Genomic DNA, 12,429 nt, shown 5'->3' with positions numbered 1-12,429 from the left:
AGAAAGAACAACCATGCTCACGGTCAAGAACATTCACCAGTACTACGGCGGTTCGCACATCCTGCGCGACGTGAGCTTCACGGCCACGCTCGGCAAGGTCACCGTACTGCTCGGCCGCAACGGCGTCGGCAAGACGACCTTGCTCAAGTCGTTGATTGGCCTGGTGCCGATCAAGAGCGGCAGCATCCAGTTCGACGGACAGGCGATCCAGAAGAAGACACCTTACGAGCGCGCGCGTTCGGGCATGGGCTTCGTGCCGCAAGGCCGCGAGATTTTTGCGCGGCTGACCGTCGAAGAAAACCTGCGCATGGGGCTGGCCTACAGGAGCGGCAGCACGCCGATTCCGCCTGAGCTGTACGAGCTTTTCCCCGTCCTCAAGCAGATGCTGCATCGGCGTGGCGGCGATCTTTCCGGTGGTCAGCAGCAGCAACTCGCCATCGCGCGGGCACTCGCACCGGGACCGAAGCTGCTCATCCTCGACGAGCCGACCGAGGGCATCCAGCCATCGATCATCAAGGACATCGGTCGTGTCATTCGCATGCTCGCCGACCGCGGCGACATGGCGATCGTGCTGTGCGAGCAGTACTACGACTTCGCGCAGGAGCTGGCCGACGACTACCTCGTGATGGAGCGCGGCGAAGTCATCGCGCGCGGTCTGGGCAAGGACATGGAAGCGCAGGGCGTTCGCCAGCTGGTTGCGATCTAGGGGGTGTCTCGGGCTTGGAAAGCGATTTAGGGGTTTACCCTAAAATCTGTTTTTGCCCGCGGGTCGCCGGGCCTTTCAAGGATCCGGTTTTGAACCCTCCCATCGCACCCTCTTCTGCTGCACTGGCCGAAGCGGCAACCACTGCACCGTCCAACGTCAACTTCGGCCGCGCCATGCTTGCGCTCGGCGTGGGCGGCTTCGCCATCGGCACGGGTGAATTCGTCATCATGGGTTTGTTGCCTGAAGTGGCAGCCGACATCGGGGTCAGCATTCCGCAAGCCGGACACGTCATCAGCGCCTATGCGTTGGGCGTCGTCATCGGTGCGCCGGTATTGGCAGTGATGGCTGCGGGCTGGCATCGCCGGGCGCTTCTCATCGCGCTGATGGCGGTGTTCGCAGCCGGCAACTTCGCCAGCGCGCTCGCGCCGGGTTATCTCTCGCTCAACCTGTTGCGCTTCGCTACAGGCCTGCCGCACGGAACCTACTTCGGCGTCGCGGCGCTGGTGGCCGCCGCACTTGCACCGCCCGATCGACGCGCGCGTGCAGTCGGTCTCGTGATGCTCGGGCTGACAGGTGCCACGCTGATCGGCGTGCCGATTGCGGCGTGGCTCGGGCAGGTCTTCGGCTGGCGCGCTGCCTTCGTCTTCGTCGGCGTGATCGCTTTGATCGCCATCGTGCTGCTGAACCGCGACATCCCCGACATCGCACCTAAAGCCGGTGCGAGCCCGTGGCGCGAACTCGGCGCACTCAAGCGCAAGCAAGTGTGGTTCACGCTCGGCATCGGTGCCATCGGCTTCGGCGGCATGTTCTCGGTGTTCAGCTACATCAAGCCGACGTTGATCGAAGTGGCGGGGTTGCCGCTGGCCGGCGTGCCCTTCGTGCTGGCGTTGTTCGGCCTGGGCATGGTGGCCGGCAACCTGGTGGGCGCGCGGCTTGCTGACAAGTCGTTGCTGCGCACCATCGGCGGTCTCTTGGTGTGGTCGGCGCTGGTGCTGGCGCTGTTCTCTTTTGCGGCGCACCACGTCGTCACCGCGGCCATCAACGTTTTCCTGCTGGGCACCATCGTCGCCATCGCACCGGCCTTGCAGATCCGGTTGATGGACGTGGCGGGTGACGCGCAGACGCTGGCGGCTGCGCTCAACCACTCGGCTTTCAACATGGCCAACGCCCTCGGCGCGTGGCTTGGCGGCGCGGCCATCAGCGCCGGCCTGGGCTGGACCTCGACCGGCTGGGTCGGCGTCTTGCTCGCATTCGCGGGCATGGGGGTGTTCGCGTGGTCGATCACCAGTGCGCGGGCCGATACGCGGATGGCGCTGGCCCGCCAGATGACACGCTGATTCCGCTGCTTCGATGGTGGCCCGCGGTGACTGGCCGCTTTTGGTTCCGTAGCGAAATGCGGCACAAATTCGCGGAACCTCGGCTTCGGCAGCGACTGAAGTGAAAAGTCTTGGGTACCTTCGCTGGTCACTCAAACAAAAGACTCAGGAGGAATTTCAGCCATGAATATCGACACCACGGGCATCCAGCGGAGCCATATCCGCAACTCGGTCTTCGCAGTCATCGCATTGGTCATGCTGGTCGCCTTCTGGCCACTTACGAGCGTGCCAACCGGTTACCGTGGCGTCATCACGGTCGGCGGCGCCATCAAGAGCCTGAAGGAAGAAGGGTACGTGCTGCTCTGGCCATGGGAAAAGAAGGTGGACTTCAACATTCGAGCCGAGCAGGCCGACGTCGAAAAGGCCGAAGGCAGCACGCTGGATACGCAACCGGTCAATGTCAGCCTGACCGTGCGCTATTCGATCAGCCTGGACCGCGTCACAGAGGTGTACGAAAAGTACAGCCATGACGGTAACTTGGCGAGCTATGTGCAGACTGCGACGGCCGAAGTGTTCAAGGCCGTCACCGCGCGCTACACGGCAACCGATCTGATCGCGAAGCGTTCCAGCGTCAGCAACGACATCAGCGCCCTGCTGCGCGACAAAATGAAAGTGTTCGGCGCGCAGATCATCAGCATCGACATGCGCAACTTCAGTTTCAGCCCGTCGTACATGGCGGCGATCAACGAGAAGGTCACGCAGGAACAATTGCGGCAGGCGGCGGACAACAAGCTCAAGACGGTGGAGTCCGAACAAAAGCAGAAGGTCGCGGTGGCCGAGGCCGAGGCTGACGCCGCGAGGAAAACAGCAGACGGCGAAGCCTATGCACAGCTCAAGATCGCGACGGCACAGGCGGACTCGCTGAAGATCCAGAACGCGGCACTGGCGCAAAACAAGGACGTGCTCGAACTTCGTCGAATCGAGGTCGAGTTGGAAAAGGCGCGCAAGTGGAACGGGGCGTTGCCCACGAGCATCTACGCCGGAGCGCCGATCCCGTTCTTGAATCTCGAAAAGTCTTCGAGGTAGTTCACTCACCTCGCTGCCGTCAGCGCGTTTCACCCGCCGTGTCTATCATGACCACATGAGCATCCCCACCACCCGACTCGGCCGCACCGGCCTCACCGTGTCGCGACTCGCGCTCGGCACCATGACCTTCGGCCTGCAGACCGACGAAGCGACGTCGTTTCGCATCCTCGACAAGGCGACCGAAGGTGGCATCAACTTTCTCGATACGGCCGACGTGTACCCGCTCGGCGGCACGGTCGAGACGGCAGGCCGCACCGAAGAGATCATCGGCCGCTGGCTGAACGCCAAGGGCAAAAGCCGGCGCAGCGAGTTCATCCTTGCGACCAAGGCGGCGAACAAGGTCGGACCCAATCCGTGGGACCAGGGCAACTCGCGCAAGCACCTGCTGGACGCGATCGACCTGTCGCTCAAGCGCCTGCAGACCGACCACGTCGACCTGTACCAGCTCCATCACAACGACCCGCACACGCCGCTCGACGAAAGCCTCGAAGCGCTCGACACCATCGTGCGGTCCGGCCGTGCGCGCTACATCGGCGTGTCGAACTTCCTTGCTTATCGGCTGGCGCGTGCCATCGGCCGGACCGAGCTGCACAAGCTCACCAAGCTGGTGTCGGTGCAGCCGCGCTACAGCCTGCTGTTTCGCGAGATCGAGCGCGAGTTGCTGCCGCTGGCGGACGAAGACGGCATCGGCGTCATTCCGTACAACCCACTGGCTGGCGGCATGCTGACGGGCAAGTACAAACCGGACTCGAAGCCCGAAGACCAAACGCGCTTCACGCTCGGCACGGCTGGCGCGATGTACCAGGACCGCTACTGGAACGACCGCAGCTTTGCGACGATCGCGCAGTTGCATGCGCTGGCCGACGAAGCCGGCGTGCCGTTGGCGACACTGGCGGTGGCATGGGTGATGGCCAATCCGCTCATCACCGCGCCGTTGCTCGGCGCCAGTCGGCCCGAGCAGCTCGACGCCACGCTGGCTGCGGCCGAGTACAAGCTCGACCCCGCACTCAAACTGAAACTGGACGAGCTGACAGCCGACTACCGCAAGGGCGATGCGCCAAGGTGACTGCGCTCCAGTGACAGGCTCCCGTTGACACGCCGGCGCGAGGCCGCAAAGAATAGTGAAGTTCTCCTTGGCGGGAGCCAGCATGCCTGTCGGTCGTGATCTCATCGTCATCGGCGGTTCAGTGGGCGGCTTGAGCGCACTGTGCCGCTTCGTGGTGCCATTGGCCGCCAACTTTCCTGCGGCCATCGTCGTGGCGATCTTCAACGGTCCGGGCGGCGGCGCTTCATCTGGCGCCGACAGCATGCAGCTTCCTGCAATCGTCGCCCAGCACACCCGCCTTTCGGTGCGCGACGCGGCCGATGGCGAGGAGTTTCATCCCGGCAATATCTATCTGGCGCCGCAGGGAAATCATCTGGTCGTTCTGCCCACCGGCCGCTTCGGCTTCGACGACGCGGCCGCCGTCGATTACCCGGCGCCCTCGGCCGACCCGCTGTTTCGCTCGGCGGCCGCGGCGTACGGGCGACGTGTGATCGGCATCGTGCTGAGCGGCACCGGAGACGATGGCTCGGATGGCCTGAAGGCGATTCATCGGGAAGGCGGCATCTGCATCGTCCAAAGCCCGTCGGATGCCACCGCGCGCGGCATGCCGACAAATGCCTTGTTGTCCAACCACACTGACTTTTGCGTGCTGCTTGACGAGATGCCCAAACTGCTGATGTCACTGGTGAGCCCGACGGGCCGCGCCGGCTGAAACTGTCAGAGCGGTCGGTTAACCGACAACTTCTGGCCGACGGTTGGACTTAACGAAACCGGCACGCAGGTCGAGATCGATGGCGACGTGCTGGTCCATGCGCCGCTCGAAACATCGTTGTTTCGCCGCGCCATGCCGAACCTGCTGCAGAACGCGATCGAGCATTCGCCGGCAGGCGCGTTGTTGGCCGTGACGCTGCGGGAAGCAGTAGATGGCGTCTGGATCCTGGTGTGGAATCCGGGTCAACGCATTGCCCGGAGAGGCCGTCGGTCTGCACTGCCTGTTCCGGGATCGCGCCGCGCTTTGGCGCTCACAATCACGCTTATCAACCTGTTTCGAAAAGACAAAAATGCCCGACACCCTGCTTGGCGGTTTGCGGATCCTGATAACGCAGGCGGACGACTTCATGGGGCCGACGTTGTGCGAAGTCCTGGCTGAGCACGGCGCGGACGTCATCGCGAGTCGGGAATCTTTGACCGACCCGACCGCGCCCGCCGCGGTCGTCACGGCCGCCGGACGCGTCGATGTGTTGATCGCGAATCTGGCCGTTCCGGCACCGTCCACCGAAGCGGTTTCCATCACCGACGACGAATGGCGCTCCACCTTTGCAGCGCTGGTCGATCCGCTGCCGCGGCTGGTGCGGGCCGTGCTGCCTTCGATGATCGAGCGCAAGTCGGGACGCATTCTCGTCATGGGCAGCGCGACGGCCTTGCGCGGAATGCGCCGCACGGCAACGTACGGCGCGGCCCGCGCGGCCCAGATCGGGTACGTCCTGAGTGCGGCCCTCGAGGCTGCTCAGCACAACGTGCAGATCAACGCGATTGCCCAGAATTTCGTGGAGAACCCGACGTACTACCCGGTCGATGTCCAGGCCAGGCCACGCTTTCAGGAGTTCATGAAGCGGGAGGTGCCGCTGGGCAGACTCGTCAGCGCGAGGGAGGACGCCGAGTTCGCCGCTTACCTGTGCAGCAAAGCGGCAGCGTGCTTCGTGGGACAGGTCTTTCCCGTTGCCGGAGGTTGGGCGATTCGCTGAAGCGCTGTCCCGATGCCATCTGGTCGCCCAGCTCGGGACCGAAGCCGAGGCCGCGGTGGCTGCCGCAGCAGCAAGCAATTTCCTTCGCGCTGAACGTTCTTCGCTTCTGCCGCAAAATCTTGGTGACATGCAGCGCTTTGTCCTCCTCCTCGATCACATCAGCGCGCGTGCGCGGGAGTTGCCATGGCGCAACTGATGACGCTCATGATCGAGAACGCGCTCGCCCTGATCTTCGGGGTCAGCCTGGCCGCACGTCTCGGCTTGCCGGTGCCGGCCGCGCCGGTGCTGGTGGTGGCCGGCGCACTGGTGTCCATCGGCCAGGTGTCGCTGCCCGGCGCGTTGCTGGTCGCCGTGCTCGGCAACCTGATCGGCGACGGGGCCTGGTTCTATGCGGGCCGTCGCTACGGTCATCGTTTCATGCGGCTGCTGTGCCGCATCTCGTTGTCGCCGGATTCATGCGTACGCCGCAGCAAATCGCTCATCACGCGCTGGGGCGGCTTGTCGCTGCTCGCGGCCAAGTTCGTGCCCGGCGTGTCGGTCGTGGCACCGCCGATGGCGGGTGCGCTCGGCATGTCGTCCTTGCGCTTCGTGCTGTTCGAAGTCGGTGCGGCATTGGTTTGGGCTGGCGTGTTTCTTGGTTTGGGCTACGCCTTTCGCGACAGTGTGCAAAGCGTGTTGAATGGCCTGGCCGATGCCGGCGGCGTGGCGACTCTCTTGGTGGTGGGCGCGGTGCTCGCGACACTGGCGGTTCGATACGGGCGACGGCGCCGTTTCATTCAACTGACCCGCATGCCGCGCATCTCGGTGAACGAGTTGTATGACTTGATGGGCACCGAAACGCCACCGCTGGTCATCGACGTGCGCGGCAACGCGAGCATTCAGATCGACCCGCGCCGCATTCCCGGCGCACTGCCCTTGAGCCTCAAGGACATCCAGCATCGCCGCACCGCGAATGCCTTCGACGGTGCGCGCGATGTAGTTCTCTATTGCGATTGCCCGAATGACGTGTCGGCTGCCCTGGCGGCGGGCGCGCTGGCCGCGCAAGGCGTGCCGCGCGCCCGGCCACTGGCGGGAGGACTCGATGCGTGGGTGGCGGGGGGCCGGCCGACGTCGTTGCACGCGACAGCGACGGTGGAGCGCAGGGCCGGTGCGCCGGACGCCACCGCAGGCGCCATTGCAGACGCTATCGCAGACGCCACGGCCTTGCCCGGCGTCAATCCCTGAAGCGCTCCAAGAAGCTCGCAAGTGCCCTTACCCGCGGCCCCGCTCGCCAAACCGTCGCAACCGTCGTTCGCCAGCTCTGCCGCACCCCAAGGACTCACCACCGGCCTGACCTTCGTCTTTGCCGTCGCCTGCGGTTTGTCCGTGGCCAACATCTACTACGCCCAGCCGCTGCTCGGTCCGATCTCCGCCAGCCTCGGCCTGCACGCGGGCCTGGCCGGGCTGATCATGACGTTGCTCCAGCTCGGCTACGGGAGCGGCCTGTTGTTGCTGGTGCCGTTGGCCGACGTCGTCGAAAACCGGCGCCTCATCGTCGGCATGCTGTCGGTGGCGGTGCTCGGCTTGCTCGGCATCGCGCTGTCCAATTCGGCTGTTACTTTTCTGGCGGCGTCGTTCGTGGTCGGCCTGTGCGCCGTGGCGGCGCAGGTGCTCGTTCCGTTTGCTTCGCACCTGGCGCCCGAGGCCACGCGTGGCAAGGTGGTCGGCAACATCATGGCGGGGCTGCTGGCCGGCATCATGCTGGCGCGGCCGTTTTCCAGCCTCGTTGCAGCGGGCTTCGGATGGCGCGCCGTGTTCTGGATTTCGGCCGTCGTCATGGCCGCGCTCATCGTCGTGTTGCGGCGCGCGCTGCCTGAGCGGCATCCGCACGGCTCCGTCGGCTACACGCGCACGATGGCATCGTTGCCGGGCATCGTGCGGCGCACGCCGCTGCTGCGCCGGCGTGCGTTCTATCAAGGGATGATGTTCGCGGCGTTCCAGACCTTCTGGACTGCCGTGCCGCTGGCCCTGGTGCACGAGTTCGGCATGGGGCAGGGCGGCATCGCCGCCTTCGCACTGGCCGGTGCCGCAGGTGCATTGGCCGCCCCATGGTCGGGCCGTCTGGCCGACCGCGGCTTGACGCGTCCGGCCACTGGCTGGGCCATCGCGGTGGGGCTGCTGTCGTTCGCAGTGGGCGCCGTGTCGGTGCACTACCACTCGCTCGCCGGCCTGGTGGCGGCCGGCGTGTTGCTCGACGTTGCCGTACAGCTGTGCCAGGTGTTGAGCATCCGCAGCATCTTCATGCTGGCGCCCGAATTGCGCGGCCGCCTGAACGGCCTCTTCATGACGTTCGTTTTCCTGTGTGCGGCCGTGGCGTCGGGCCTCGCAGCAGCGGTCTATGCCTTTCACGGCTGGACGGCGCTGTGCCTTCTGGGTGGCGGCTTCATCTTTGCGGCGGCGCTGTTGTACGCGACCGAATTTCGCAGTCGTCGGATGCTGGCGGCGGCTTGATCTGAGCGTCATACTGACGCCGTCCTGATGCGTGGCTGGAAGCCCGATCTTTGCCTGGTGAACCCGGACGACACCGCCGGCCCAGCGCTCGAGCGTCAACTCGCGGCCGCCAGCTACGACTGCGTAGTGATCGGCGGTGGCCTTCGCATTCCGCCTGAGAGCTTGCTGCTGTTCGAAGTGCTCGTCAACGCCGTCCACAGGGCGGCGCCGGGCGTGCCCATCGCGTTCAACACGCAGCCTCGGGATACTTGGCGATGCAGCGGCGCGCTGGTTGAAAGGCTGAGCCAGCGTTCCTCCGAGACGCATGACTGCAACCGCGACGCAGATCGGCACCGCGCATCGACGCCATGATGCGCAACATGCCGCTGATCGTCGAGGCCTTGGCAGCCAGCAGACCGGCGCGGCGTAATCTGTCGCCATGGATTCCCTGATCGCCGCCTCTGCGCGCTCACTCGCTGCCGGCGATGCGCTCGGCGCGCTCAAGCGGGTGGCCCTGCGCGACGACCCGCCTGCGCTGGCATTGCGCGGCATCGCGATGGCACAACTCGGCGAGCACCCCCGCGCCCGCGAACTGTTGCGACGCGCGGCGCGTGGCTTCGGCGCGCATGAAGAAGCGGCACGCGCTCGTTGCATCGTCGCCGAGGCGGAGGTGGCGCTGGCGATGCGCGACCTTGGCAGCTCTTTCCCGTCTCTGCGCTCGCTGGCCGCGGCGGCGACAACCCTGGAGGCGAGAGCCGATCGCGCCGATACGACCGATCTTGGCAACGCCCTGCAGGCACGCCTGATCGTGGCGCGCAGATTGCTGTTGCTCGGTCGTCTCGACGAGGCTGCGGATGCATTGTCACAGCTCGACGTGCGCGCTTTGCCGTCGCCTTTTGCGGCTGTCGCAGCGGTGGCAGAACTGACGGCGGCCGAGCTGGCGCTGCGTTCGCTGCGGGTGGCGCAGGCGCATGCGGCGCTCGGGCGCGCGCAAGAGGCGGCCGAGCGTGCCCGCGTGCCTGCGCTGATGGCCGAGGTCGCGGAGGCGCAAGCTGCGTTCGACCGTCCGGCCGCGCGGCGCGTTGTCGCCGGCATCGAACTGACACTGCGGCTCGACGAGGTCGCAGCGCTGTTCACCTCGAACGCCCTGGTGGTCGACGCCTGCCGTCGCGGACTGCAGGCGGGCGATGCGTGGCTGCCGCTGGCCAGCCGGCCGGTGCTGTTCGTGCTGCTGCGTGCGCTGGCTGAAGCATGGCCCGGAGAGGTGAACCGCGAAGCTCTGATCGCCGGCGCGTTTCGCATTCGGCGCCCCGACGAGACGCACCGCGCGCGGTTGCGGGTCGAGATCGGCCGTCTGCGTGCGCTGGTGAGCGCATCGGCGCAGATCGAGGCCACGGCGCGCGGCTTCGCGCTTCGACCACACGGAGCGCGCGACGTTGCCGTGCTGGCACCGCCCATCGATGGCGACCAGGCGTCGCTGGTGGCGTTGCTGTCCGATGGCGCGGCATGGTCGACGTCGGCACTTGCGCTGGCTTTGGGTGCCAGCCAACGCACCGTGCAGCGTGCGCTGGCCGAGCTCGAAGCCGAGGGCAGGGTGCGCGCCATCGGGCAGGCGCGGGCGCGCCGCTGGCTTGCGCCGCCGCTGACCGGATTCACGACGATCTTGTTACTCCCCGCTGCGCTGCGGATTCAATAGAGTTGTCTTCACGGCGCCGATTTCAGCGCGCTGAAAAGGAGTCGGACATGAATAGCAATGTGAGCAAAGAGAGACCGGCGGCCAAGGTTCGCCCGGCAGAAATCGTCCGTGAGTACGGGCCGTTCGCCGGGTCCGACAAGGTGCACGGCGTGACCCACGACGGCCACAACGTGTGGGCCGCCACCGGCGCCGTGCTGGTCGCCTTCGACCCATCGAACGGTGCCACCGCATGCACGCTCGACCGCCCCTGCGATGCCGGCACCGCGTTCGACGGCACGCATCTCTATCAAATCGCCGAGACGCGCATCGACAAGATCGACCCGAAGACGGGCGCGGTCGTGGCGTCGATCCCGGCGCCCGGCAGCGGCAGTGATTCAGGGCTCACCTGGGCCGAAGGCAGCCTGTGGGTCGGCCAGTACCGCGACCGCAAGATCCATCAGATCAATCCGGAAACGGGCGCGGTGATCCGATCGATCGAATCGAACCGCTTCGTCACCGGCGTGACTTGGGTGGATGGCGAACTCTGGCACGGTACCTGGGAAGCCGAGGAGAGCGAATTGCGCCGCATCGACCCGCAGAGCGGCACCGTGCTCGACCGTCTCGCGATGCCGAGCGGCACCGGTGTCAGCGGACTCGAGTCCGATGGCGCCGACCTCTTCTATTGCGGCGGCGGCGACAGCGGAAAGGTCCGCGCCGTGCGCCGCCCCAAAAGCTCGAGCTGACGCCGAGTACGGCGCCGTCGACGTCGCGCCGTCAATTCACTTCGCGAGTCCGGCCTTCCCAATAGGGCTTCCGTAGCTCTGTCTTCAAAATCTTCCCAGCGCCCGTCATCGGCAGCGCATCGCGAAACTCCGTGCTGCGCGGGCACTTGTAGCCGGCGATCAGTTGGCGGCAATGGTCCGCCAGTTGCTTTGTCGTCGCGCTGGCGCCCGGTTTGCACACCACCACCGCGTGCACCGACTCGCCCCACTCGTCGCTGGGAATGCCGATCACGGCGCATGCGGCCACAGCAGGGTGCTGGCTCAGGGCGTTCTCGACCTCGGCCGAGTACACGTTCTCGCCGCCGCTCACGATCATGTCCTTCATGCGGTCGACGATGTAGAGATAGCCGTCGTCGTCCATGCGGCCACCGTCGCCGGTATGCATCCAGCCATCGCGCAACGCGGCGGCGGTTTGCTCCGGTTTGTTCCAGTAGCCGAGCATCACGTTGGCACCACGCACCGCCACCTCGCCGACAGTGCCGCGCGGCACCTCGACGCCCAGCGGGTCGACGACGCGCACCTCGGTCGTGAGTGACGCGCGGCCGGCCGATCGCAGCAGGCCGGTCTTTGCCGCTTCGCTCTTGTGATCCGCAAAGCTGAGATACGTCGCGCAGGGTGACAGCTCGGTCATGCCATAGGCCTGGACGAAGTCGGCGCCGGGAAAGCGCTTCATTGCCCGCTGCAGCACGCCTTCGCTGATGACCGACCCGCCATAGCTCATCACCTTCACACTGCTCAGGTCGTACTGCGCCGCGTCCGGATGGTCGGTGGCCAGCTGGATCATGGTGGGCACGAGCATCAGGTGCGTCACGCGCTGCGCCTGGATGACCTGCAGCGTGCCCAGCGGCGTGAACATCGGGGCGATGATGAAGGTGCCGCCGGCGGCCGCATGGGCGAGCATCAGCGCCGCACAGGCGATGTGGAACATCGGCGCGATCAGCAAAGCGCGGCCGCTCGCTTCGGTGAGACCTTCGCCGAGTGCCGACAACGCGTTGGCACACAGGCTGTCGTGCGTGAGCATCACGCCTTTGGGAAATCCGGTGGTGCCCCCGGTGTACATCACGCCGGCGAGATCCTGGCCACTGCGAGCGGCGTCGGCCACAGGGGCGGCGGCCGCCACGATGGCTTCGTAGTCGAGCATGCCTTCGGGCGTCTCGCCATCGCCGACGTAGACCAGCGTCTGCAGCACCTTGCTTCTGCTGCGCAGATCGAGCCCCACCGCTTTGAACTGCTCATCGACCAGCAGGATGCGGGTTTCGCAATCGTCCAGCGAATAGGCGATCTCGGCTGCGCTCCATCGGATGTTGACCGGATTGACCGCACCGCCACCCCACCAGGTGCCGAAGTAGAACTCCAGATAACGGTCGGAGTTGAGACTCAGCATGCCGATTCGATCGCCGCGCGCCATGCCCAGTGCCTGCAGTGCACCCGCCAGTTTGGCGACGCGATCGGCGTACTGCGCGTAACTGTGTTGGCGTGGTCCGCAGATCGTTGCTGTCCGCCGGGGATGCTGCTGCACAGCGCGGTGCAGTCCTTGAGTGAGATACAGCGGCATGGGCTTCTCCGCGACAGTTTTTTGGTTTACCGGCGCGACGATATCGGCAA

Annotated in this window: 12 protein-coding genes; 11 read left to right on the top strand and 1 reads right to left on the bottom strand. The window is 65.8% G+C overall.

Annotation, left to right across the window (positions count from 1 at the left end):
- Positions 1 to 13: 13 nt before the first annotated feature.
- The 11 genes from urtE to QN413_RS04350 all read left to right on the top strand — a co-directional run bounded on the left by urtE (position 14) and on the right by QN413_RS04350 (position 10,785).
- Positions 14 to 706 (top strand): urea ABC transporter ATP-binding subunit UrtE, encoded by a 693-nt coding sequence (gene urtE, locus QN413_RS04400; protein ID WP_323495430.1) that lies wholly within the window; start codon positions 14 to 16, stop codon positions 704 to 706.
- Positions 707 to 828: 122 nt separating this feature from the next.
- Positions 829 to 2,043, top strand: a complete 1,215-nt coding sequence (locus QN413_RS04395; protein WP_323495556.1) for an MFS transporter — start codon at positions 829 to 831, stop codon at positions 2,041 to 2,043.
- A 162-nt stretch (positions 2,044 to 2,205) separates the two neighbouring features.
- Positions 2,206 to 3,108: a prohibitin family protein gene (locus tag QN413_RS04390; protein ID WP_323495429.1), complete on the top strand. Its 903-nt coding sequence runs from the start codon at positions 2,206 to 2,208 to the stop codon at positions 3,106 to 3,108.
- Positions 3,109 to 3,163: 55 nt separating this feature from the next.
- On the top strand, positions 3,164 to 4,174 hold the full coding sequence (locus tag QN413_RS04385; RefSeq protein WP_323495428.1) for an aldo/keto reductase: 1,011 nt from the start codon (positions 3,164 to 3,166) through the stop codon (positions 4,172 to 4,174).
- A gap of 82 nt (positions 4,175 to 4,256) precedes the next feature.
- The gene (locus tag QN413_RS04380) at positions 4,257 to 4,865 is read left to right on the top strand and encodes a chemotaxis protein CheB (RefSeq protein WP_323495427.1); all 609 of its coding nucleotides are present in this window, start codon (positions 4,257 to 4,259) and stop codon (positions 4,863 to 4,865) included.
- 349 nt (positions 4,866 to 5,214) lie between these two features.
- Entirely contained in the window at positions 5,215 to 5,898 is a 684-nt protein-coding gene (locus QN413_RS04375) for an SDR family oxidoreductase (RefSeq protein WP_323495426.1), read from the top strand.
- Between the two features lie 183 nt (positions 5,899 to 6,081).
- The gene (locus QN413_RS04370; RefSeq protein ID WP_323495425.1) at positions 6,082 to 7,122 is read left to right on the top strand and encodes a VTT domain-containing protein; all 1,041 of its coding nucleotides are present in this window, start codon (positions 6,082 to 6,084) and stop codon (positions 7,120 to 7,122) included.
- A 21-nt stretch (positions 7,123 to 7,143) separates the two neighbouring features.
- On the top strand, positions 7,144 to 8,388 hold the full coding sequence (locus QN413_RS04365) for an MFS transporter (RefSeq protein WP_323495424.1): 1,245 nt from the start codon (positions 7,144 to 7,146) through the stop codon (positions 8,386 to 8,388).
- Between the two features lie 27 nt (positions 8,389 to 8,415).
- On the top strand, positions 8,416 to 8,739 hold the full coding sequence (locus tag QN413_RS04360; protein ID WP_323495423.1) for a hypothetical protein: 324 nt from the start codon (positions 8,416 to 8,418) through the stop codon (positions 8,737 to 8,739).
- 67 nt (positions 8,740 to 8,806) lie between these two features.
- Entirely contained in the window at positions 8,807 to 10,063 is a 1,257-nt protein-coding gene (locus tag QN413_RS04355) for a helix-turn-helix domain-containing protein (protein WP_323495422.1), read from the top strand.
- Between the two features lie 47 nt (positions 10,064 to 10,110).
- Complete coding sequence (locus QN413_RS04350; protein ID WP_323495421.1) at positions 10,111 to 10,785, top strand: hypothetical protein; 675 nt, start codon at positions 10,111 to 10,113, stop codon at positions 10,783 to 10,785.
- 31 nt (positions 10,786 to 10,816) lie between these two features.
- Here QN413_RS04350 and QN413_RS04345 read toward each other — a convergent pair whose 3' ends face one another.
- Positions 10,817 to 12,379 carry a long-chain fatty acid--CoA ligase gene (locus QN413_RS04345; protein WP_323495420.1) on the bottom strand — a complete coding sequence of 521 codons (1,563 nt, stop codon included), beginning with the start codon at positions 12,377 to 12,379 and terminating at the stop codon, positions 10,817 to 10,819.
- Positions 12,380 to 12,429 lie beyond the last annotated feature (50 nt).

Origin of the sequence: Variovorax sp. LG9.2 (assembly GCF_035018885.1) — a bacterium.
Lineage (GTDB): Bacteria > Pseudomonadota > Gammaproteobacteria > Burkholderiales > Burkholderiaceae_C > Variovorax.
The sequence above is the reverse complement of the archived record's forward strand: the minus strand, read 5'-3'. Positions and strand labels throughout refer to the sequence as shown.

Excerpts from the sequence above, each read along its gene's own strand:
- urtE (WP_323495430.1), top strand. The coding sequence starts at position 14 with ATGCTCACGGTCAAGAACATTCACCAGTACTACGGCGGTTCGCACATC.
- QN413_RS04390 (WP_323495429.1), top strand. The coding sequence starts at position 2,206 with ATGAATATCGACACCACGGGCATCCAGCGGAGCCATATCCGCAACTCG.
- QN413_RS04385 (WP_323495428.1), top strand. The coding sequence starts at position 3,164 with ATGAGCATCCCCACCACCCGACTCGGCCGCACCGGCCTCACCGTGTCG.
- QN413_RS04380 (WP_323495427.1), top strand. The coding sequence starts at position 4,257 with ATGCCTGTCGGTCGTGATCTCATCGTCATCGGCGGTTCAGTGGGCGGC.
- QN413_RS04375 (WP_323495426.1), top strand. The coding sequence starts at position 5,215 with ATGCCCGACACCCTGCTTGGCGGTTTGCGGATCCTGATAACGCAGGCG.
- QN413_RS04370 (WP_323495425.1), top strand. The coding sequence starts at position 6,082 with ATGGCGCAACTGATGACGCTCATGATCGAGAACGCGCTCGCCCTGATC.
- QN413_RS04360 (WP_323495423.1), top strand. The coding sequence starts at position 8,416 with ATGCGTGGCTGGAAGCCCGATCTTTGCCTGGTGAACCCGGACGACACC.
- QN413_RS04355 (WP_323495422.1), top strand. The coding sequence starts at position 8,807 with ATGGATTCCCTGATCGCCGCCTCTGCGCGCTCACTCGCTGCCGGCGAT.
- QN413_RS04350 (WP_323495421.1), top strand. The coding sequence starts at position 10,111 with ATGAATAGCAATGTGAGCAAAGAGAGACCGGCGGCCAAGGTTCGCCCG.
- QN413_RS04345 (WP_323495420.1), bottom strand. The coding sequence starts at position 12,379 with ATGCCGCTGTATCTCACTCAAGGACTGCACCGCGCTGTGCAGCAGCAT.